Below are 19,010 nucleotides of genomic sequence, written 5' to 3' on the forward strand. Positions count from 1 at the left end.
CACATCGACGCGGCGGTACCGGTCCGGTCAGGCGGCCACACCTTGACGCCCATATCACAAAACGTTGACGACCCTGCCCCTCGGCCTCGCTTCGCGATCCGAATCCCGGCAGAGGCGGCAACAATATGATCAACGAACTTCTGACGCAGGATGCTCGGCAAGGCGCCGGCATGCCGCACGGATGGCCTCATCAGTGGCGGTGGCGGAGAATCGCAGATGCGTCGCATCGTTGTAAAACTCGCCGGGGCTTGGAATGATGCCGATCTTGGCGAGCGCGGCCATATCCTTCCAGCAATCGCCGGACTTGGCCCTGACCCACACATACAGCGCGCCGGAAGGCATGGACGCCTGATAACCGTAGGCGTTCAACGCATCGACCAGCGCCGCGAGGCGGCCACGATAGCGAGCCCATTGCGCATGGACCGAGGCGGCGTCCCTGAGGCCAGCGGCCATGGCGGCCTGAACCGGACCGGGAATGATTTCGCCAATCTGCTTGCGGTATTCGGCCATCTCGCTCACCAGACGGTAATCGCCGGCGATGAGGGCCGTGCGGTATCCGGCCATGTTGGATTGCTTGGACAGCGAGTACAGCACCAGGATGCCATCGGCCGACCCCTCGCACACATGCGGGTTCAGCGCGCAGGGCGTGGCGGACAGGCTGAATGCGCCCGAGGCGGCGGCAGGCTCGTTGGACTCGGATACCGGCGCGCCCCCACGCGAGCCACGCCAATCCATCAGCGCATAGCACTCGTCGGAAAGCACCACCGCGCCGATACGGCGGGCCGCGGCCACGATGTCCGCAAGCCAGTCGGCGGAGATGACCTCGCCGGTGGGGTTGCAGGGCGAGTTGACCCAGATGGCCTTGACGCGCGGCACATGGACCCAGGATTCGACATCCGTCACGTCATCGACCTTGAGCACGGTGGCGCCTGCCAGTTGGGTTCCGATCTCGTAGGTCGGATAGGAGACCTTGGGCTGGACCACCACGTCGCCCTCACCGAGATGCAGCAGCGAGGCCATGAGCGCCACCGCCTCCTTGGAGCCGACGGTCGGCACGACGGCCGCGTTGATGGCCTTCAGGTCCACGCCACGCATGGTGCGGAACCAGGAATCGATGGCGGCCTTGAGCTCGGCCGTCCCCACGGTGACGGGATAGCCGTGAGCGTTCGCGGCATCGGACGCACCGGCCAACGCCTCGCGGACGGACTCGGGGACCGGGTCCACGGGCGAGCCGACGGACAGATCAATCATGCCGCCCGGCACCGCCTTGGCCGTCGCCTTGAAGCCGGCGATGCGAGACCAATCGTACGGGGAGGAATATGTGTGGAAGCCCATGGAAAACCTTTCTCCTTGCAATCCGTTCCACGATACGACGAACCCCCGGCCTTATGCAGCCGAGGGTTCGTCAGCATGTGTGATGGGCGCGGCGAACTACCGCAAACTACCGCGAATTACCGCGGACGCTCACTGGTTCTGCGGCGGCAGAGCGGCGACCTGCTCCGGGTCCTTACCGATCGGACCGTGCGCGGAGGCACCGCCGAAATCACCGACCTCGGCGAAGAAGTTGGCGGCGGCGTCCTTGTACCAAGCCCACTCGTCCGGCAGGTCGTCCTCATAGAAGATGGCCTCGGTGGGGCACACGGGTTCGCAGGCGCCGCAGTCGACGCACTCGTTCGGGTTGATGTACAGCGAACGCGAGCCTTCGTAGATGCAGTCCACCGGGCATTCATCCACGCAGGCCTTGTCCTTGACGTCCACGCAAGGCTGGGCAACAACGTATGGCATGGAATCCTCCTTAAATCACGCTGCGTACCAGCTTAGGCTCGCGGTAGGACGCTGCACGCGGCAGTCCGCAGCAACGCGCAGCCTCAGCCGTTGACGGCTTTGTCGGTTTCGGCGGACAGCGTATCGCTTAGGTCGCCCTTGCCAAGGCGGGCGTGCCAGTAGCCGTAGCCAAAGTAGATGGCGAAACCGACCACGAGCCACACGATGAAACGCACCCAAGTGAGCACGGTCAGGTTGAGCATGAGCCACAGGTTCGCCAGACCGATCAGGATCGGAATCCACGGGTTGCCAGGCATCTTGAAGGTGCGCGGCAGGTCGGGGCGCTTCCTGCGCATGATCGGGATGGAGATGGCGACCAGCGTGAAAGCCGACAGCGTGCCGATGTTCACCATGTCGGACAGCACGCCGATGTCGAAGAACGCGGCGACCAGCGCCACCACCACGCCGACACCGATCTGCAGGCCGGCCGGGGTGCCGTGCTTGCCGGTCTTGGACAGGCTGCGCGGCAGCAGGCCGTCACGGCTCATGGCGAAGACGATGCGGGTCAGGCCCAGCAGCAGCACCATGACCACAGTGGCCAGGCCCAGCACGATGCCGAAGCTGATGATCTTGGCGGCCCAATTCGCGCCGACCAGCTCGAAGGCGGTGGCCAGCGACGGGCTGTCCTGCTTGGCGAGGTCCTTATAGGAGACCATGCCGGTGGTCACGACGGCCACGAGCATGTACATGACGATGATGAGCGCCATGCCCACGCCGATGCCGAGCGGCACGTTCCTATGCGGGTTCTTGGTCTCCTCGGAGGCGGTGGCGACCACGTCGAAGCCGATGAACGCGAAGAACACCAGGGCCGCGCCGGACAGGATGCCGGGTACGCCGTAGATGGACGGGGTCATGCCGGTGGCCCACTGCCACAGCGGCTGCCCCCACATCCCGGCCACGGCCGCGGAGCTCTGCACGGTGTCGGCCGGCTGGCTCGGCGGGATGAACGGCGTGAAGTTCGAGGCCTTGACGTAGAAGAAGCCGACGATCACCACGAAGAACACGATGGCGATCTTGAGCACGGTCATCGCGCCGTCCACGCGTGCGCCGATCTTCGTGCCGAACACCAGAAGCACCGTGAAGAACGCGACGATGATGATCGGGGCGACGTCGATCGAGAACGAGCCGACCGCGATGTTGGTGTTGAGATTCCAGCCCATGAGCCGCATGAAATCGTTGAGGTACACACCCCAGTATTTGGAGATCACGGAACCGGCCATGAGCATCTCGAGGATGAGGTCCCAGCCGATGATCCATGCCATGACCTCGCCCACCGTGGTGTACGTGAAGGTGTAGGCGGAGCCGGCCACCGGAATCATCGAGGCGAACTCGGCGTAGCACATCACGGCCGCACCGCACACGATGCCGGCGATGAGGAAGCTGATGATCACGGCCGGACCGGCGTGGAAGGCAGCGGCCTGCGCGCCCACGGAGAAGATGCCGGCGCCGACGGCGACGGCGACGCCCATAATGGACAGATCCCACCAAGTCAGGTTGCGCTTGAGCTTGCGGCCCTCTTCACCCGTTTCGGCAATGGTCTGTTCGACGGATTTCGTACGGAACAGTTGCATAACAGCCTTTTCTTCTCGTTGTATGCACGCTCAGTGAGCGCAAAATATCGAACAACGAGTATAGAGAAGGCAATGTGACTTGTCTATTACCAGTTAACGCTTCGGACTGATTCCCCGGTCCAACGACCTGGCTTCTTGGCTGTTTGGCTGTCGGACCTCGACGGACCTCGACGGTTCAGTGTCGGATTTCGTACATATACGGTACGAAATCCGACAGTCATGCGTCGAGGTCCGACAGTCAACTGTCGAGGTCCGACAGCACGCCTACGCACACCGGTTCGGGGACCAGCGTGACGCCGAAATGCTCCTTGACGGCCCGCTGTACCGCGCGCGCCAGCGTCTCGACGTCCGTGGCCGTGGCTCCCCCGCGATTGGTGAGGGCCAGCGTGTGCTGGGTGGACAAGCCGGCGGATGCATCGTCGGCGACCCGGTATCCCTTATGGCAACCGGCGTGGTCGATGAGCCATGCGGCCGACGTTTTGACGCCAGGCGTGCCGTCCGGCAACACGGCCGGGAACCGCGGGGCGTCCTCGGGCAGCGCTGCCGCCTCATCGGCGGTCAGAATCGGGTTCATGAAGAACGAGCCGCAGCTGTGGCGGTTGCGGTCCGGAACAGGCAGTCCGTCATTGCCCAAGGCGATGCCGGCGGATTCGTTGACCGAAGCCAGTCGGCGCAGGTCGGCAAGGATATTGGCCTCGCGTTTGGTGCCCGCCATGGCCGGCGACGTGTACCGGGTGGGGTCCTCCAGCATGCCCTTGGCGGCACGTACCTTGAGCACAGCCTCGCGGATATCGGCGGTGGCCATGCGGTCGCCCACCTCGACGCCGAGCGCCTTGGCAAGCTGCCCATACCCCACCGTGCCCTCGGCGGAATGGGTCAGCGCGAAGGTGACGGAGAGCACCACGTATCGCGGCGTCGGGAAGAACCGGTCGGCCGGCCTGGCCGGAGCTGCGTACATGCTGGCCTTGAGCGCGGAATAGCGGTAGCCGAATCGGAGGTCGGCCGGGGTGAGGTCTCGCGTGGTCTTGGTCTCGCGGTCCCACACCTCCACCGATTCGACCGAGGTGGCCACCTCCTGGCCGTATGCGCCGATGTTCTGCACCACGGAGGCGCCGACCGTGCCGGGGATGCCGGACAGTCCTTCGACGCCTTCAAGCCCGAGCTGTACGGTGAAGGCCACGAAATCATCCCAGTTCGCACCGGCCTCGGCGTTGATGTGCACCGTGCGGTCACTGCCCTCGACGGGCGCGGCCTCGTCCGGCACGGTGATCTGACGGCGGGCATCGCGCACCACCACGCCGCCGAACGGCTCATCGGAGACCAGCAGGTTCGAGCCGCCGCCGATCACGACAAGCGGCAGGCCCTTGGAGTCGGCGTCCTCGACGGCTTCGATGAGGCCCACGCGGGTGGTCGGTTCGACGAAATGGGCGATGGGGCCGCCGACGCCCATGGTGGTGATGTCTGCAAAACTGGTCATGTTGCTCATCCTACTTGGTTCCTGAGGTGAGCGGGTAGAGGTGGACGGGTACGACGGATCGTTGACTGTTGACGGTGGACTACTGACTACTTATCTGCTGACGGTGGAGGTTGGGGCATACGTTGCGCGACACGCTCAAGGCCGCTCGGCCGAGCCTACGGTCGCGCAACGCATACCCCAACCCCCACCTGCCTGATTAGCTTGGTTTCGACTTCGGTTGGTTTCAGCAGCGACACAGGTGACGGCTGCAGGTATTTTGCGCATCCCGAGAAGGGTTGCAGGTGAAACGTGTCTGTTTGTGGCCTCAGAAAGCCAGTAAACAGATACGTTTCACCTGTTATCCCCATTAACGTGCTCTTTCTGCCTGCATCCAAGGCCGTAAACAGACACAAAATGTCTGCGGCTCAGCTCGCCTCACGCCCAATCACGCCGGCAGGGCATCTCAGAGGGCCATAAACAAGCATCTTTCCCCTGCACCCCTTTCACGAGCCCCGATGCCCGCACTCATGTTACAGATATTTCGTGTCGATAAAGCAGATGACCACCGAATGGGGCGCAGATATGCAAAAACCCGGCCTGTTGGGGCCGGGTTTTGAAAGTCTCTACGCGATCAACGGGTCTCGCGGTGCACGGTCTGCTTGCCGCAGCGCGGGCAGAACTTCTTGAGCTCGAGACGATCGGGCGTGTTACGACGGTTCTTGGTCGTAATGTAGTTGCGCTCCTTGCACTCGGTGCAGGCCAGCGTGATGCCCGGACGGATGTCGGCGCTCTTAGCCATTCTCATTCACCTCTGTGTTCTTAGGTCTAATGGGTGCGCCCACCTTCCAGCGGGCGCTATTTGTAGCGAGGAAGAGGCTCGAACTCTTGACCTTACGATTATGAGTCGTACGCTCTAGCCAGCTGAGCTACCCCGCCAGAGAGCCCCGAGTGAGAATTGGACTCACGACCTCTTCCTTACCAAGGAAGTGCTCTACCACTGAGCTATCGGGGCGTGGCGGATAGTGGATTCGAACCACTGAAGCACGAAGCGGCTGATTTACAGTCAGCTCCCTTTGACCGCTTGGGAAATCCGCCAGTCTGTTTCCTTACTTGGTCCGGCCTCTTGGCTTGACCTCGTCAGGCAACTTGGCTATTAAAGCAAGAAATCCGCAGCCGCGCAAGTCGGCCTCACGAAACCGCTGATTTTCGTTGCAATTCCGGGCTTTTATCGGCGTGTCGTTTTAGGCTTCTCAGAGCCATCGTCGACCGAACAGCCGGCATCAGCCGTCGCGGGCCGTGCGACACCGACCATCATCGGGTGCCGCCTGCCGCCGGCTGACGTCGCGCGGCCACCGATCGACGTCAGCATTCACCGCCGATGTCGCCAGCCACCGCCGACCAACGGCCGCGACGACCCATCGGCCCGTCCTCGGCCTATCAGAAACCGGCCGCCTTGAGCTTGGCGCACACCTCGATCACCAGATCGTTGGCCTCCACCTCACCGATGGAGATGCGAATGCCCTCACCCGAGAACACGCGCGTGGAGAGCCCGGCCGCCAGGAACTGCGCGGCGGCCTCGTCGGTCCGCTCACCGAGCGGTAGCCAGAAGAAGTTCGCGTACGGCTCCGGGAAGTCCCACCCCTGCTCCTTCAGGGCGGCGACCACGCGGTTGCGCTCGGAGACGATCGACTTGACGCGGTCGGTCAGCTCGTCATAGGCATCGAGGCTGGCGAGCGCGGCGGTCTGCGCCACATCGGTCACACCGAACGGCAGGGCCACCTTGCGCATGCCTTCGATGACGTCGGCCGGGGCCACGCCGTAGCCGATGCGCAGACCGGCCAGACCGTAGGCCTTGGAGAACGTGTGGGCGACCACGACGTTCGGATACGCGCGGAACAGATCCATGGCCACGGACGTGTCGGCGTCGGTGTTGAACTGGAAGTAGGCCTCGTCGAACAGCACCAGCACGTCCGAGGGCACGGCCTCCATGATGCGGTGGGCATCCGCGGCGGACACCGACGTGGAGGTGGGGTTGTTCGGGTTGTTGACGATCACCAACCGGGTCTTCTCGTTGACGGCGGCGATGATGCCGTCGATGTCGTGCGAGCCGTCCGGCAGGTTGGGCACCTGAACGCTGGTCGCGCCGGCGCCGGTGACGATGATCGGATACGCCTCGAAGCTGCGCCACGGGTAGACCACCTCGTCGCCGGGGCCGGCCACAAGCTGGACCAGCATCGTGATGACCTCGGTGGAGCCGCAGCCCAGCACGACGTTCTCCGGCTTGACACCGATTTCCTGAGCCAGACGCTCCACCACGGCCCAGCCGCGCATGTCCGGGTAACGGTTCAGATGCGGCAGCGCGTGATGCGCGATGGCGTCCACCACGCTGGGCAGCGGGTCGAACGGATTCTCGTTGCTGGAGATCTTGAAGGAGCGCTGGCCCTCGACCTTGGGAGCGGGCTTGCCTTGCTTGTATGCGGGAAGGGTGTCGATGATACTGCGATGTCTGTAACTCATGGCCCCATCCTATACCCCTATACCGTTTTCCAATAATCCGCTCTTAAAGCCCGGAATAGCACTGTTTTCGGGCGATTACCCGCACTTGCGCGCACCGGAGGGCGCTGGCAAGCTGGACGCATGACTTCAGATCTCGTGCATCATGGACAATCCTTCGACGACCAGCCGCTCGGCTTCGGCACGCTGGCCATCCACCTCGGCAACGGGGTCGACGCCGAAACCGGCGCGATCCGCCGCCCCATCACGCTGGCGAACGCCTACGCCCTGCCCTACGACCCGTCCGACATCAACTGGTCCAGCTCGGACGTGAACCTCTACACCCGCAACGGCCACCCGAACCAGCGGTATCTCGAGGAGAAGCTGGCCCGCCTCGAGGGCGCGGAGGACGCCGTCGTGCTCGCCTCGGGCGTCGCCGCGCTGGCCGCCACGTTCACCACGTTCCTCAACCGCGGCGACCACGCGATCTTCTCGGACACCACCTACATCGCCGCCTACCGTCTGCTGAACCAGATCCTGCCGGAGAAGTACGGCATCGAGACCTCCATCGTGGACACGTCCGACCCGGAGAACGTGCGTGCGGCCTTGCGGGAGAACACCAAGCTGGTCCATATCGAGACGCCGGCGAACCCGACGTTGAAGGTGTCCGACATCAAGACCATCGCCGCGCTGGCGCACGAGGCCAATCCGGACATCCTCGTCTCGGTGGACAACACGTTCAACTCGCCGTACAACGTGCGCCCGCTCGATCTGGGCGCGGACATCGTCATCGAGTCGCTCACCAAGTACATCAACGGCCACGGCGACGCGCTCGGCGGCGCGATCGCCACCACCAAGGCCCGCACCGACCAGATCCGCTTCACCGCGCAGGTGAACTTCGGCGGCATCATCTCGCCGTTCAACGCTTGGCTCATCAACCGCGGCTCGGTGACGCTGCCGCTGCGCATCCGCCAGCACAACGCTTCGGCGCTCGCCATCGCGAAGCATCTCGAGTCGATTCCGTCCGTACGGTTCGTCTCGTACCCCGGCCTCGAATCGCACCCGCACCATGACGTGGCCGTAAGCCAGCTGGCCCGGCCTGATTCCGGCTTCGGTGGCGTGCTGGCGTTCGGTCTTGACACGGACCATGATGGGCACAACCGGTTCGTCTCCAAGCTCAACGTCATCACGTCAGCGGTGTCGCTGGGCCATGACGAAAGCCTCATCGTCTTCCTTGGCGAGGACGACGAACGCCAGTACCTCTACCCGCCCGAATTCCACCGCGGGTTCTTCCGCTTCGCCGTGGGCCTCGAGGACACCGACGACCTGATCCGCGACATCGACCATGCGCTGGTCGAGGCCGGATTCGAGGTGTGACAGGCGGCATTGGGGACCACTAACGGGGGGACCGCTTAAGGAAGGTCCGGAACCGCGCGGCTAGGCCGGTGACCGGTTCTGCCTTTCCTCCGAAACGGGCGGCTGCCGCGTTTCGGGCGGCATCCCGGATGAAATCGGCCTGATCTGGGTAACGTTTGGCCAGTCCGGCGGCGACGTCCAGATCAGTGTCGGCGGTGCTGGGTTTGGCGGCCGGGCGTGCGGTTTTGAGTACCTCGTGCCATACGGTCTGCCACGCCGCATCGATCAGCGTTCCGTCATCAGATTGCGCCTCGGCCCGTGCGATCGCACGCAGCACGCGGCGGCGTCGCATCCAACGCCACAGACGTGGCACGCCCCAGACGCTGCCCACCGCGAGCGCCAACGCGAACAGGCCGAGGAGGACGCGGGCCCACACCGGCCACGTCATGATGTCCGGCAGCGTCAGCCGCCAGCCGCCGGCCGATGTGGCGCCGGAGGCCGCATCCTGCGAGGTATCGGTCGCACCGTTCTCATCCGCGGCATCGGCGGAATCATCATTCGTGGATTCGTCAGCGCCGGCCGCATCATCGGACTGGGCGTTCTGGTCGGACTGATCGGTTTCGGTCGATGATTGATCGCCGTCGGACGTGGACGAGGAATCACCGGACGCATCGGTGGAGTCGGATGCGGAATCGGACTTGGCGGACCCGTTGTCAACGGTCGCGGGCGTCACGTCGAACGGCACCCAGCCCACGCCGTCCATATATGCCTCGACCCAGGCGTGCAGCTGCTTCGATTTGACCGTGAAGTAGCCGTTCGCGTCGCGATCCTCGACGCCGGCGTTGTACCCGAGCACGATTCGGGTGGGCACTCCCATCGCGCGGCCCAGAATGGCGAGCGCCGAGGCGTAGTGCTGGCAGTAGCCGGCGTGGCCGGTCTCGGAATCGAGGAAGTCGTCCACCACCTCGAGGTTGTCGCGGCCGTCGCCGTCCGGCGCGTTGAGCGAGTAGGTGAATCCGTTGTCCGGGTTGGTGAAGTACTCCACGAGCCAACGCATCACGCGCACCTGATTGTCGTAGCTGTCGCCCGTGATGGGCACGCCGGCGGCCTGAGCCTGGTTGATGACGGCGCGCACGTTGGCGGGCAGGTCCTTCGGCACCGACGTGTACCGGCTGGCGTGGGCGCGTTCGTCACTGATCGAGACATACCGCTTCATGCGTTCGGAGGCGGGGTTGGACTCGCTGATGGACCCCTTGACCATCGAGTAGGCGCTCAGTCCGGAGTTCATCCCGCTCAGCACGCCGACGACGCGACCCTCCCACATGTTGGCACCGTAGAACTCGCTGACATGCTCGCCGTCGTCGCCGTTTATGGAGGACTGCGTGGAGACGTCCCTGAGCGGTACGGCGATCGTCACGTTGCCGTCGGCACCGAAGCCGAGCACGTAGTCGTCCTTGCCGAAGCCGAACTGCTTCACGACCGTGTCGTTGAACACCACGCTGGTGGGTACGGTGGCTTGTGAACCGTCCAGAAGCATGACCCCACCCCCGCTGAAGCTGCCGGAGCCGAGCCGCCATCCGTTCGGCCCGACCATACTGCCGTCGGCGTTCAACGTGGCCTTGATGACAAGGAAATCGTTGGTGCTGTCGCCGTGGATTTCGGCCAATCCTGTGTCGGCGAGGTTACGACGCGCCTGATACCAGGCCGTCATCTCGTCGGCCGTGGTGCTGCCCTCATCCAGCAGACTGCTCTCGGCGGCCTTGACCGTCGTAAGCTGGCTGAAACCGGACGAGCCGGTGATGGGGGTGAGCGCGCTTCCGTACGCCATGTATTCGATATCCGGCGAGGTGCCGGTGGTGCGGTTGTATACCGTACCGTCCTGATAGAGCAGCCAGTCGTCGCCGACACCGTTATCAAGGTAGGAGACATTGCCGGGGACAGGCAGGAAACGCGATTTCAGCGAGGCGATACGCACGTCGGCATTGACCATGTACTGTTCGAGCGAGGCCGAATTGGTGAGCGCCACATCGTAACCGGTATAGCCGAGGGCGGCCATGTACGCGCCCAGCGGGTTCATGACCATGCGCTGCCTGCGGGTGAGCTCGTCGTCGCTGTCGCGGCCGAGCTGGATGCCCGAACCGTAGAGGCCGGCGTCGAGCGCGAATTCACGATCGTAGCCCCACGAGTCGCCGTCGAAATTGTCCAGCGTGGTCAGACGCAGGTACAGGCGTCGGTAGGCCCGGTAGGTGAAGACCGTGTCGTCCGAGCCGGCGGCGATGTTGCGTTTGAGGTCGATCATCGGGTTGACGGTGTTCGAGGTGAACATGCCGCCGCCCTCGCCGATCGACAGCGGGACGCGATAGGCCAGATCGGCGGCGGGGCCGGTCAGCGGCAGGGTGACTGCCGCGGCGAGCAGCGCGGCGATGACCGGGGTGGTGCGGAGGGCGAGGGAGGCACGACGACCCGCCACCGATTGCGGTGGGGTGATTCTGGAGGCGAACCGGCGCAAAGGCGACCGTCCGCCATCGGACCGTTGGATGACGGGACGCCGAGCCTGCTGAGTTGTTTCGGGCGACTTGGGCGACTTGATGTCCGTCTCGGCCGTCTCGGTTGTCTTGGATGCCTTGGATGTCCGGGCCGGCGCCCCGGTCCGAGTCCGAATCGCCCGGGGCAGCCGAATCTCGGCGGCCGCCCGCTGCGGCCGGGCCGCCCAAAGCGCCAGGGGAAGCGCGATCACCACGAGGCCGATGGCCCAGAGCGGCGCGATATGGCCGACCAGCGCGTAGTCCGCGGCGAGTGCGGCCACCGGCAAGACCACCATCGCCGGCCGCACCGGACGGAAGGCGAGAACAAACCGAATCAGTATGGTGACCCCCGCCACCAGCAGGATGAGGAACATGTCGCTGGCGGGGGTCACCTTAAGCGGCGGCAGCTGAAGGTTGAGCTGATTGAATCCGTCCTCGACAACGCCGACGAACAGTTGCCAACGGGCAGTGAGGGCCGCAAACGGACCGTCTGCAGCGGTGGACGCGGCAGATGCGGCAGATGACACGGTCGTCTCTGCGGACGACGCGGCTGCCCCCGCAGACACCCCACCATCCTGACCGGCAGCCGTCCCCTGCGCCGCGATATGGGCCAAGGCGTCGCCGGCCACCGAGCGGAGCCGGATGACGGACAGCACCACCGTGACGATGAGGGTCAGCACCGTGTACCCGAGGCATCGCCAGACCGGACGGGTGCTCGGACATCCCGGATGCGTTCGTGTTCGTCCGGCCGCAAGCCCCTCAGCGACACCCGTTTCCACAGCTGCGACCGCCAACAGCGCGGCGGCGAACCATATCCATAGACCTGTGGGCGCAATCAGCCCGCTCACGCCCTTGAGCGCCACGCCGAAAAAGGCAAGCAAGGCCAGTATCTGCGCGAGAGCGGATGCATCGGCGAACTCGCGCCGGCGGAACACATCCCCCACCGGGACAATCCCCGCAGTGCCGCTGCCCGCATGCGCCCAATCGCCGGCTATGGTGATATGCCGATATGCCGGACTCGACTGCGGAGCCGATGGATCGAGCGCGGTCAATCGATCGGCGATCGGCGTGTGCCGCAGCGCACCCAGCAACGGCTGGTCGGCGGCCGCGTCGCATGCCAGCACCCGCACAGGTCCCTGTCCGTTCATCGCAATGCGCGCGATGGCGGCGGCCCGCGCGGCGGGCGCGGCCGTATCACCAGCGGACTGTTGTTCACTATGGGCATGGCGGCTTCCCAACGCGCGCGACCGCGCGCGGCCCGACCGGCCGTCAACAATCACTCCCCCACTCGGCCTGACGGCGGCGAGGAACCGTTCGACGGCGTCGATGCCCTCGAATGTCTGAACACCGTCGGTCACTACCAGCCGTTCTGTGCGACCGTTCCGTGCAGCCGACGCCCACGGCAGCAAGGCCGCGACTGCCGAATCCAGTTGCTCTTCAGACACTTCGACGGTGTTGAGGACCAGCAACGCCGTGGTGCGGACGTCGCGACTGGATTCGCGCGTCATCAATTCACCCCGGTGGGCGGTGTGCCGCCAGGAGATGAGCTTCAGCGGATCGCCGGGGGCATAGGCGCGCACGCCTCCGGAATGGTCGGATTGACTGGAGCCCACCTGCCGTTTGTCCACCGCCGCGATGCCGGATTCGCCTCGTTCGTCGCCGTCCGGCAGCACCAGTGTCTGGCCGTCGCTGGGAACGACCTTGCGGGCCGCGACCAATCCCAGCGGCGAGACCCAACGCGCCACCGTGCTCACCGTGACGTACCAGCCACGCCGTTCAGGCACGTCGCCCCTCAGGCGGGTCACCACGTTGCCATGGCTGTCCCGCTGCTCGATCTGCCGTGCGAGCCGCGCATCACCGATGGGGAGTAAGCCGAACCATTGCAACCCGGTAAGCACCAACGCGATGACGAACACGACCGTCAAGGCGATGGCCGCATCCATCAAGGTGCGGTCGTCCAGTAACAGGCCGCCGAAGCATGCGCCCGCCGCCGCGGCGAGCAACACCAAGCCGCCAACGGTCGGACGGATCAGGCCGTGGCGAATCGGCCGCACGGACCGCACCGACTTCGCAGGCCGCAGCGTTCGATGTTCCGAATCCCGCGTAGCCGCTTTCCTGTGCGGCCCGCCGTGCCTTGCGCGCCGCATCGTCACACCCGAGGAACCGGTGTGGACGCCACGATATCGGCGATGATTCCGCGCGCGCGGTCAAGGGAGGACGAGCCGTACCCAGCATCCTCCAGAACAAGCCGGTGGGCGAGCACCGGGACGGCCAACGATTGCACGTCATCGGGCAACACATAGTCACGCCCGTTGATGAAGGCACGCGCGCGGCCCATCGCGGCCAGATGCAGGCTGGCGCGAGGCGACGCACCGTACCGGATGCCGTCATGGGAACGGGTGGCGCGAATCAGGGACACCACGTAATCGGCCACCGGCTTGGCGAGCGCGACTTTGCGGACGGCGGCGCGAATGGCCGTCGTCTCGTCGCCCGTGCAAATCTGGCGCACACGGTCCAGCGGACGGGACCAGTCCGCGGAGGTGAGCATCGCGGATTCCGCCTCGGCCGACGGGTAGCCAAAACTGGTGCAGGACATGAACCGGTCAAGCTGGGCTTCGGGCAATGGGTACGTGCCTTCAAGCTCGATCGGGTTCTGGGTGGCGATGACGAAATACGGGTCCGGCAGCACATGGGTGATGCCATCCACACTGATCTGCCCTTCGCTCATGGCTTCGAGCATGGCGGATTGGGTTTTGGGATTGGCGCGGTTGATCTCGTCGGCGATGACGATGTTGGCGAACAGCGGGCCAGGATGGAACTCGAAGTCGTGGGTGTCCTGCGAGTAGATGCTGACGCCGGTCAAATCGCTGGGCAGCAGGTCCGGAGTGAACTGGATGCGGTGCGATTCGCCGCCAATGGCCTGTCCCATGGCTCGGGCGAGTGTGGTTTTGCCGACGCCCGGCACATCCTCGAGCAGCAGATGACCGCCCGCCGCAAACGTGGTGACCACCAGATCGATGATCTCACGCGAACAGGAAAGGGAACGCTCCAGCGCTTCGGCGAGACGGACGAGAGTCGACGGATCGGCAGCATCCACCGCATCGGCAGCATGGGATGAGCTGGCCAAGCCGCCGGATGCAAACGAGCTTGCCGATGATCCGGACGGCGGCGTAAACGATGGCGGCGTTGCAAACGGGCGAACGGATGCGTCGTTCATGACGTCCTCTTTCATAGCGACTTCAATCCATTACCCAGTGTACGTGCGGCGTCGTGCGACTCACAACGTCCTCGCTACCAGCGATATTACTTCGCCGCCGCTGTGGATACGGTCGCGGCGTCAGCGGGCGCGACGGGCAGTGACGGCGTCGGCCAGAGTATGCAGCAACTCGTTGGTGCGCTCCCATGGAATGCAGGAGTCGGTCACGGACTGGCCGTACACCAGCTGATCGAGCGGCGCGGGCTTCTGATGGCCGCCCACGAGGAAGCTTTCCATCATGACGCCGGTGATGCCCTCTTCGCCCTCGGCCAGACGGGCGGCGATCTCCTCGACCACCTCGGCCTCGCGCACCTCGTTCTTGCCGCAGTTGCCATGAGCGGCGTCGATGACCAGACCGTGCTCGCTGGGGCCGGATGCCTTGGACGCCTTGAGCGCTTCAAGCGCCTTGCGCACGGACTCGGCGTCATAGTTCGGGCCGGAGCTCGAGCCGCGCAACACCAGATGGCAGTCCGGGTTGCCGCGGGTCTCGGCGGAAATCACACGGCCGTCGAGGTTGATGGACAGGAAATGATGCTCGAATCCGGCGGTGAAGCAGGAGTCGGCGGCGGCCTTGATGGAACCGTCGGTGGAGTTCTTGAAGCCCACCGGCATGGACAGACCGCTGGCCAGCTCGCGATGCACCTGGGATTCGGTGTTGCGCGCGCCGATGGCGCCCCAGCTGATCGCGTCGCAGATGTACTGCGGGGTGATCGGGTCGAGCCATTCGGTGGCGATGGGCAGGCCGAGGCTCAGCACATCGGTGAGGACCCTGCGCGCAAGCCACATGCCCTTGCGGATGTTGAAGCGGCCGTCCAAATCGGGGTCGTTGATCAGGCCCTTCCAACCGATGGTGGTGCGCGGCTTCTCGAAGTACACGCGCATCACGATGACGAGGCGGTCCTCCAGCTCGCGCTTGACCGCGGCCAGTTTCTCGGCGTACTCATGTGCGGCCTTGGGATCATGGATCGAGCAGGGGCCCACGATGACGAGCAGACGGTCGTCGCGGCCGTTGAGTACGTCGCGAATCTCCTGACGCGAGTGCAGCACCAGCTCGCTCATCGCATCGGTGAGCGGCTGCTCCTTGAGGAACGCACGGGGTGCGGGAATGGGGTCGAGCTGACGGATGTTGATATCGACCGTCTCGGGAAAGACGGCCTGCTCCCCCAAACGACGTTCGTCCTCGGAACTATCCGGACCACGAAGTGCTGCCATGCCGACTCTCCTCTCCTGTATTGACGCATCGATAGGCATACAAAGGCGTAAGTCTACCTGTGGACGGATGGATATGGAAAAGCCCGACCGGTTGGTGGACGCGGTCGGGCGGGGATGGATGGGCTGGTGGCCCCGAACCGCGCCTGTGGAAAGCCCACCGGGCTTTCCACTTAACGGCGCGTCGGCTCAGGCGCGCTTGCGTGATTCCGGCTACGTCGGAATCACGCAAGCGCGCCCATCGGATCCCACGCGGGGAGCATGGTGGCGGGCTCTTCTAGGGCGGCCTGGTATTCGGCGGGGAGCATGGACTTCGGGACGGCGACCTCGTAGACGTACTCGGTGAACCAGTCGTCGGACATGGTGAAGTAGCCCTTGTCGGCGATCTTGGCGCCCCAGGAGTTCTCCACGCGCCAGCGACGGGTGGTGGTGCCGTCGTCGGCCACATCCACGCCGGCGAAGGCCATGGCGTGATTCATCGCGGAGTCGCCGAAGCGCACGCGGGCCTCCTTGTCGAGGTCGAAGTCCACGTCGTAGACCTTGCCGTACTCGAACAGGTCGGTGGCCCACGCGCCGTTCTCACGGTCCATGAACGGGCCGCAGTCGGCGCCGAACCACACCGGGATGCCCTGCTCGACCAGGATCGTGCGCACGCAGTCCTTCATGAACTGGTTCGGCACGTTGAGGTATTCGGTCGGGTCGCCGCCGGCCACGTTGCCCAGATGCTCGATGCCGATCTTCTTGCCCTTGGCATGCTCGGCGCGCGGATCGTCCACGAGGCACACGTAGTCCTCGAGGCCGGCAGGACCCACATACTTCTTCCAAAACTCGACCGGCGTGATCTCACCGTCACGATGGAACTCGCCATCGGCGTCGGTCCACTCCCAGTCGAAGGAGACCGGCGGTTCGCCAAGGTGGATGGTAAGGATGCGGTGGCCTGCGGCGGTGGCGTCGGCGATGATCTCGTCCGTCTTGGCCTGATCGCCGGCGGCCTCATACAGGTGGGCCACGGCGGTGTGCAGCATGTGACGCAGCTGGTTGTTCATCGCGCCGGTGTTCTTGGAGGATTCGGTCTCCGGGAACAGGTCCTTCGGCACGGCACCGTACTTCTTGTACACGTTCATGGCCATGGTCCACTGGCCACCGTCGCCCATGACGTCGGCGAGCAGGTGCTGCATCAGGCGGGAGTCGGAGGGCTCGCCGGCGGCCACCAGCGCGGCCACATCCTTGAGGAAGTAGTTGACGCGCTCGAGCTTGTCGTAGTACATCGCGTAGTTCTGGGAGAACTCGAACTCCTTGAGGTTCATGTTCTTCTTGGCGATGAAGCGGGCCACGTTCAACGAGCTGAACAGCCAGCAACGGCCGGAACGGTCCTGATGGGTGGCCTCGCCGTTGTCCACGGTGGTGGAGAAGCGACGCTGCAACAGGCGGGCGCGATCGTAGTTGCGGGCCACCTTCTCGATGCCGGCGGCGGTCACCGCGTTCATGGCCAGGCGGCTGGTGCCGTCGGCGTCGAATTCGCCACGCAGTGCGTCCAGCGCTTCGCCGGACAGAGGCGTCAATTCACTCATGTCTGCTCCTTCTTCGGATTGCGTGCTTGTGGCACGAAAAACGCATGCGGCACCTGGCCCGAAGGCTCAGGTGCCGCATCTTGCCGTTAGTAGTCTAATCGACGGCTTGTCATTCGCCGCCGGCAGAGGCCACCAGTGCAGCGACCGTTGAAATCCGCAACCGTGACCCCGACGGAATCAGTGGTTCTGGTTCTGGGGAATGGCCTGAGTGGGCTCTTCGCCCTCTTCGAACTCATGCTCACCGTGCTGGGAGTGCGAAGCCTCGGCATCGGCTTCGACCTCGGTCGGCGCGTCCGCTTCGCCGGGCACCGGATTGACGACGGGCAGCGGCACGGGAGCGACCGGCTCGTCCGTCTGACCGGGCTGCGATTGGTCCTGCGGAGCCGGCTGGGACGCGGGCTGAGCGGCAGGGCCTCCGAACGCAAAGCCGGCGAACGCCTGGGAGAACATCGCCTTGAGCTCGGACACACGCTGGGTGATGGCCGCCTCGCGCTGCTGCAGCTCGGTGATGTGCTTGGACAGGCCATCCAGCTCGCTCTGGGCTGCCGCACGACGCTCCTCGACCTGGGCATCCGCGTCCTCGCCGGCCTTGCGCACGATCTGCGCCGCCTGCTCGTCGGCCTCCTGACGCTTGGCTGCGGCATACGTATCCGCCTCCTCGCGCGTGGTCTTGGCCTGGCTGACCAGCTCGTCCGCCTCCTTCTTGGCGGCCGCGCGGCTCTCCTCGAGATGCGCCAGCAGCTCATTGACCTTCTTCGTGGCCTCGTCCTGCTGGGCGGCGATGTCCTTACGGATCTGCTCCACCTCGGCGTTGACCTGACTCATCGTCGTGGTGCGGCTCACCTCGGCCTCATCGGTGATCTCCTGCGCCTTGGCCTTGGCCGTGTCGGTGATCTCGCTGGCCTTGCGCTGGGCCTCGGTCATCATCTTGGAGACCTGTTCGCGCACATCGGCGAGCTTCTTGTTGGCCTCGGCGAGGGCGGCCTCGATCTGGTCGTTGGAATCGGACTTGAGCTTGGCGATCTCGTCGTTGGCGCTCTTACGCAGCTCGGCAACCTTGCGCGTGGCCTCCGCCTTCATGTCCGCGATCTCGCGTTCCTGCGTGGAACGCTCGGAGGCGAGCTTCTTGTTGTGCTCCTCGCGGGCGTTGCTCAGCTCGAGCTCCACGGTCTGGCGCTGCTCGGCGACGTCCTTGGCGGTGCGGTCGCGCAGCTGGGCGGCGTCCTCGTTGGCGGAAGTGGTGACCGACTTGGCCTGATTGGTGGCGTTTTGCAGGATGGAGGTGGCCTTGGCGTTGGCGTCATCCACGATGTGCTTGGCATCCAGCTTGGCATTGTTGATCAGCGTCTCGGCCTGAGCCTGAGCGCTGATGCGGGTGGACGAAGCGTCCTGCTTGGCGCGTTCGAGCAGCTCGGCGCTGGTCTGTTCGGCGGAGGCGAGCATCTGCTGGGCGTTCGCACCGAGGGATGCGAAGGTGTTGCCTTCGGGCTTCTTGTTCTTCTCCTCCTGAAGCTGCGCCTGCAGCTGCAGGATGCGGTCGTCGTCCGCCGCGATCTGCTCGCGCATGCTGGCCAGCGTCTGCTGGGCCCGGTTCAGGCTCTCCTGGGTGGCGTCGAACGCCGCATCCACCTTTTCCTTGTCATATCCTCGCAGCACCACCGGGAAACGATCCACCATGGCTGTATGTTCCTTTCGCCCAACACATGCGCCCCTTGGCGCGTACTCATGCACTGTAGCGCATAGTGGAGC

The 19,010-nt window shown here is 64.8% G+C and carries 12 protein-coding genes and 3 tRNA genes; 1 reads left to right on the forward strand and 14 read right to left on the reverse strand.

Going from position 1 to position 19,010, the window contains the following annotated elements; genetic code table 11:
• Positions 1-129: 129 nt before the first annotated feature.
• The 9 genes from dapC to BG22_RS02255 form a co-directional block, all read right to left on the reverse strand.
• Positions 130-1,335, reverse strand: coding sequence for a succinyldiaminopimelate transaminase (gene dapC / locus BG22_RS02215; protein ID WP_140492722.1), 1,206 nt, complete (start codon positions 1,333-1,335; stop codon positions 130-132).
• A gap of 129 nt (positions 1,336-1,464) precedes the next feature.
• Complete coding sequence (fdxA, locus tag BG22_RS02220; protein ID WP_094666703.1) at positions 1,465-1,785, reverse strand: ferredoxin; 321 nt, start codon at positions 1,783-1,785, stop codon at positions 1,465-1,467.
• Between the two features lie 83 nt (positions 1,786-1,868).
• Positions 1,869-3,395, reverse strand: a complete 1,527-nt coding sequence (locus BG22_RS02225; protein WP_140492724.1) for an amino acid permease — start codon at positions 3,393-3,395, stop codon at positions 1,869-1,871.
• A 238-nt stretch (positions 3,396-3,633) separates the two neighbouring features.
• A complete protein-coding gene (locus BG22_RS02230) occupies positions 3,634-4,872 on the reverse strand; it encodes a UDP-N-acetylmuramate dehydrogenase (protein WP_375137679.1) in 1,239 nt (412 codons plus the stop codon).
• Between the two features lie 610 nt (positions 4,873-5,482).
• Positions 5,483-5,650: a 50S ribosomal protein L33 gene (gene rpmG / locus BG22_RS02235; protein ID WP_007053013.1), complete on the reverse strand. Its 168-nt coding sequence runs from the start codon at positions 5,648-5,650 to the stop codon at positions 5,483-5,485.
• Between the two features lie 63 nt (positions 5,651-5,713).
• A tRNA-Met gene (locus tag BG22_RS02240) sits at positions 5,714-5,787 on the reverse strand.
• 4 nt (positions 5,788-5,791) lie between these two features.
• Positions 5,792-5,863 (reverse strand) — tRNA-Thr (locus tag BG22_RS02245).
• A gap of 1 nt (position 5,864) precedes the next feature.
• A tRNA-Tyr gene (locus BG22_RS02250) sits at positions 5,865-5,946 on the reverse strand.
• Positions 5,947-6,288: 342 nt separating this feature from the next.
• Positions 6,289-7,368, reverse strand: a complete 1,080-nt coding sequence (locus BG22_RS02255) for a histidinol-phosphate transaminase (protein WP_140492731.1) — start codon at positions 7,366-7,368, stop codon at positions 6,289-6,291.
• A gap of 120 nt (positions 7,369-7,488) precedes the next feature.
• Between BG22_RS02255 and BG22_RS02260 the strand changes: the two genes are divergently transcribed.
• Positions 7,489-8,721, forward strand: a complete 1,233-nt coding sequence (locus BG22_RS02260; RefSeq protein ID WP_140492734.1) for a PLP-dependent aspartate aminotransferase family protein — start codon at positions 7,489-7,491, stop codon at positions 8,719-8,721.
• A gap of 19 nt (positions 8,722-8,740) precedes the next feature.
• Here the strand turns inward: BG22_RS02260 and BG22_RS02265 are convergent, their stop codons facing one another.
• The 5 genes from BG22_RS02265 to BG22_RS02285 form a co-directional block, all read right to left on the reverse strand.
• Positions 8,741-13,231: a transglutaminaseTgpA domain-containing protein gene (locus BG22_RS02265; protein ID WP_258186170.1), complete on the reverse strand. Its 4,491-nt coding sequence runs from the start codon at positions 13,229-13,231 to the stop codon at positions 8,741-8,743.
• A 143-nt stretch (positions 13,232-13,374) separates the two neighbouring features.
• Positions 13,375-14,442 carry a MoxR family ATPase gene (locus BG22_RS02270; protein WP_140492741.1) on the reverse strand — a complete coding sequence of 356 codons (1,068 nt, stop codon included), beginning with the start codon at positions 14,440-14,442 and terminating at the stop codon, positions 13,375-13,377.
• A 120-nt stretch (positions 14,443-14,562) separates the two neighbouring features.
• Positions 14,563-15,693 (reverse strand): 3-deoxy-7-phosphoheptulonate synthase, encoded by a 1,131-nt coding sequence (locus BG22_RS02275; protein ID WP_094666696.1) that lies wholly within the window; start codon positions 15,691-15,693, stop codon positions 14,563-14,565.
• 221 nt (positions 15,694-15,914) lie between these two features.
• Positions 15,915-17,261, reverse strand: coding sequence for a C1 family peptidase (locus tag BG22_RS02280; protein ID WP_140492744.1), 1,347 nt, complete (start codon positions 17,259-17,261; stop codon positions 15,915-15,917).
• 177 nt (positions 17,262-17,438) lie between these two features.
• Positions 17,439-18,938 (reverse strand): cell division protein, encoded by a 1,500-nt coding sequence (locus tag BG22_RS02285; protein ID WP_094666694.1) that lies wholly within the window; start codon positions 18,936-18,938, stop codon positions 17,439-17,441.
• Between the last annotated feature and the right edge of the window lie 72 nt (positions 18,939-19,010).

Origin of the sequence: Bifidobacterium sp. UTBIF-78, assembly GCF_006408945.1 — a bacterium.
In the GTDB taxonomy this organism is placed as follows: domain Bacteria; phylum Actinomycetota; class Actinomycetes; order Actinomycetales; family Bifidobacteriaceae; genus Bifidobacterium; species Bifidobacterium myosotis.

Bases quoted from the DNA above. Each gene is read 5' to 3' on its own strand.
- dapC (WP_140492722.1), bottom strand. From the start codon at position 1,335: ATGGGCTTCCACACATATTCCTCCCCGTACGATTGGTCTCGCATCGCC.
- fdxA (WP_094666703.1), bottom strand. From the start codon at position 1,785: ATGCCATACGTTGTTGCCCAGCCTTGCGTGGACGTCAAGGACAAGGCC.
- BG22_RS02225 (WP_140492724.1), bottom strand. From the start codon at position 3,395: ATGCAACTGTTCCGTACGAAATCCGTCGAACAGACCATTGCCGAAACG.
- BG22_RS02230 (WP_375137679.1), bottom strand. From the start codon at position 4,872: ATGACCAGTTTTGCAGACATCACCACCATGGGCGTCGGCGGCCCCATC.
- rpmG (WP_007053013.1), bottom strand. From the start codon at position 5,650: ATGGCTAAGAGCGCCGACATCCGTCCGGGCATCACGCTGGCCTGCACC.
- BG22_RS02255 (WP_140492731.1), bottom strand. From the start codon at position 7,368: ATGAGTTACAGACATCGCAGTATCATCGACACCCTTCCCGCATACAAG.
- BG22_RS02260 (WP_140492734.1), top strand. From the start codon at position 7,489: ATGACTTCAGATCTCGTGCATCATGGACAATCCTTCGACGACCAGCCG.
- BG22_RS02270 (WP_140492741.1), bottom strand. From the start codon at position 14,442: ATGAACGACGCATCCGTTCGCCCGTTTGCAACGCCGCCATCGTTTACG.
- BG22_RS02275 (WP_094666696.1), bottom strand. From the start codon at position 15,693: ATGGCAGCACTTCGTGGTCCGGATAGTTCCGAGGACGAACGTCGTTTG.
- BG22_RS02280 (WP_140492744.1), bottom strand. From the start codon at position 17,261: ATGAGTGAATTGACGCCTCTGTCCGGCGAAGCGCTGGACGCACTGCGT.
- BG22_RS02285 (WP_094666694.1), bottom strand. From the start codon at position 18,938: ATGGTGGATCGTTTCCCGGTGGTGCTGCGAGGATATGACAAGGAAAAG.